Raw genomic sequence first — 2,048 nt, forward strand, 5'->3', positions numbered from 1 at the left:
CCCCGGGAACCGAGGCGGCCCCATATCCCGAAACCATCGCTCTTTGCGATGGCCGTTCGGCCCAAAGAAAAACAGCGTCGGGGACCGGAAGCGCGGGGTGGCCGCCGGCGAACTTGACCAGGACCGGACGGCCGGCACGAACCTCCAGCGCTTGCGCCTTGCCGGTGACACGCAGCAGCGCCGCCACTTCGCCCGACCGCTCGACACCGACGCTGACACCGCTTGGCGCAGACCCCGCAAAGCCTGACGCCACCGGCAGGCCGAAGCACAGCATCGCGAGCAGCACCATGCCCATCAGGCATGAGCACGCTGCCGTCAGCGGCGCTTCAGGCCATCCGGTTTGCCTGGCCGCCGCGAAGGGACGCGATCTCGAAAACATCACCCGCCCTAACGCACCATGGCCAGAAAGGGAAGCAAACCGGGCAAAAACCGGCAAGACATCGCCCTTGCGAGGCAAATATCGGGAAGCGCGCGGCCGCATCAGACAGTTCTTCCTTGAACCTTTTGCCCTCAAGTGCCAAATCTGGGGAAATTTTCACGCTGGCTCTCCTGCAGAGCCCTACCCGCTACACGGACAAAATGGTCACCTATCTCGACGCTGCCACGGCCCCGCTCAGAAATACCGGCCAGATCCGCCTCTATGGCGAGGACGGCTTTGCCGGCATGCGCAAGGCATGCGATCTCACCGCACGCTGCCTCGACGAGCTGGTGCCGATGGTCCAGCCCGGCGTCACCACCGAAGCAATAGACCGCTTCGTCTTCGAATTCGGCATGGACCACGGCGCGCTGCCGGCGACGCTCAACTATCGCGGCTACACGAAATCGTCCTGCACCTCGATCAACCATGTCGTCTGCCATGGCATTCCCGACAACAAGCCGCTCAAGGATGGCGACATCGTCAACATCGACGTCACCTACATCCTCGACGGCTGTCACGGCGATTCTTCGCGCATGTATCCGGTCGGCACGATCAAGCGCGCCGCCGAGCGCCTGCTCGAAGTCACGCATGAATGCCTGATGCGCGGCATTGCAGCGGTCAGGCCGGGCGCCCGCACCGGCGCCATCGGCGCCGCCATCCAGACCTTTGCCGAAGGCGAGCGCTGCTCGGTGGTGCGCGACTTCTGCGGCCACGGCGTCGGCCAGTTGTTCCATGACGCGCCGAACATCCTGCATTACGGCAGCGCCAATGAAGGCGTCGAGATGCGGCCAGGCATGATCTTCACCATCGAGCCGATGATCAATCTGGGCAGGCCGCATGTGAAGGTTCTGTCGGACGGCTGGACTGCGGTGACGCGCGACCGCTCGCTGTCGGCGCAGTACGAGCACACGATCGGCGTGACCGACACAGGGTGCGAGATTTTCACGCTGTCGCCCAAAAAGCTCGATCGCCCCGGCCTGCCGGCTTAGAGCGCGTCTGCCCGGCAGGAGGCCGTCTATGCCGACTGCACGCCAGCGGCATTCGGCAGGTCGATGGTGACGACCAGTCCGCTGGGCTGGTTGTCCTCCAATTCGATCCTGCCGCCGTGACCCTGGACGATGTCGGCAACGATCGACAGGCCCAGACCGAAGCCATGCTTCGATGCAATGCCACGCGACGCGTCTTCCTTGAAGAATGGTTCGAAAACACGGGCGCGTGCCGTCATCGGAATACCCGGCCCGTCGTCCCCTACCGTGATGCGCGCCGCCGTGCCGGTCGCTGTCAAGGCGACCGTGACATTGCCAGCGAATTTGACCCCGTTGTCGCAGAGATTGGCGATCGCACGCGCCAATGCATTGGGCTTGCACCAGCCCAGGAGCCGGTCCGGCCCGGAATATGAGACAGGAAATCCGACATCGGAGAACTCGGCGCAGACGGTTTGCAGAACGCTGGCAATGTCGGCGAGCTGCAGCTTCTCCGTCGAAACATCGTTGCGCAGATAGGTCAGGGTCTCGTCGATCAAGATTTCGATGTGCTGGACATCGGACAGGATTGCGGTTCGGATGGGTCCATCATCCATACGCTCGGCGCGAAGCCGCAGCCGCGTCAACGGCGTGCGCAGCGTCAGTCA

Annotated in this window: 1 protein-coding gene and 2 pseudogenes; 1 reads left to right on the forward strand and 2 read right to left on the reverse strand. The window is 63.6% G+C overall.

Features of this window, described 5'->3' with window-relative positions; all coding sequences use genetic code 11:
• Window positions 1–379, reverse strand: a pseudogene (locus EN939_RS31700) (hypothetical protein); the annotation flags it as partial.
• A 200-nt stretch (window positions 380–579) separates the two neighbouring features.
• On the opposite strand from EN939_RS31700, the gene map reads away from it, so the two are divergent.
• Window positions 580–1,407 carry a type I methionyl aminopeptidase gene (gene map, locus EN939_RS31705; protein WP_127271537.1) on the forward strand — a complete coding sequence of 276 codons (828 nt, stop codon included), beginning with the start codon at window positions 580–582 and terminating at the stop codon, window positions 1,405–1,407.
• 26 nt (window positions 1,408–1,433) lie between these two features.
• Here the strand turns inward: map and EN939_RS31710 are convergent.
• Window positions 1,434–2,039: pseudogene (locus EN939_RS31710) on the reverse strand (sensor histidine kinase); the annotation flags it as partial.
• Window positions 2,040–2,048 lie beyond the last annotated feature (9 nt).

This window comes from Mesorhizobium sp. M7A.F.Ca.CA.002.05.1.1, assembly GCF_003998335.1.
Classification (GTDB): domain Bacteria; phylum Pseudomonadota; class Alphaproteobacteria; order Rhizobiales; family Rhizobiaceae; genus Mesorhizobium.